Raw genomic sequence first — 592 nt, 5'->3', positions numbered from 1 at the left:
GCGTTGGACATCGGCGGCGGCGTATTGGGCCGTCTGAACAATCTGCCGCAGGTTACTTCTTTAATCGGCGATTTGTCGGGCGCGGCGCAGATGGCGGCGCAGGCTTCGCAGGCGGCTTCGGAACTGGGCGGCGCCGTGGCTTCGGCACGCGCGGCGTTTGAGGGCGGCAATCCGCTCGACTGGCTCTCCGGCGGCGCAGGCGCGGTGGAGCGGGCGGGCGGCGCATTGGCCGACGGTGCGGCGGCGGTGGAAACGCTGACCGCTTGGCTGGCGGTAAGGAGGGATTTATGAGTGCAGTTATCCGCTATACCACGCGCGACGGCGACCGCTGGGATTTGATTGCTTATAAACATTACGGTAACGCATTCTTGATTGACGGGCTGATGGCGGCCAATCCGCACCTGCCTTTGGCCGAGGAGTTTGAAAGCGGCTTGACCGTATTCGTGCCGGTGTTGGACGCCAAACCGCAAAGCAATCAGGCGGCCATGCCGCCGTGGATGAGGTAGTTTCAGGCAGCCTGAAAGGAAAACACAATGGACGCATTGGGCGCATTTCTGCAATTAAACGGCTTCTCGGGCGGCGGCGGCAGCCG

General features: G+C 62.8%; 1 protein-coding gene and 1 pseudogene. Both read left to right on the top strand.

Annotated features, from left to right (window positions below):
• Window positions 1-291, top strand: a pseudogene (locus tag BDE01S_RS11505) (phage tail protein); the annotation flags it as partial.
• A complete protein-coding gene (locus BDE01S_RS10930; protein ID WP_066081519.1) occupies window positions 288-506 on the top strand; it encodes a tail protein X in 219 nt (72 codons plus the stop codon). The pseudogene BDE01S_RS11505 and the gene BDE01S_RS10930, both read left to right, overlap by 4 nt.
• Window positions 507-592 lie beyond the last annotated feature (86 nt).

It is taken from the genome of Bergeriella denitrificans NBRC 102155, from assembly GCF_001592185.1.
Classification (GTDB): Bacteria; Pseudomonadota; Gammaproteobacteria; order Burkholderiales; family Neisseriaceae; genus Neisseria; species Neisseria denitrificans.
This window is presented reverse-complemented; position numbering and strand designations above follow the sequence as displayed.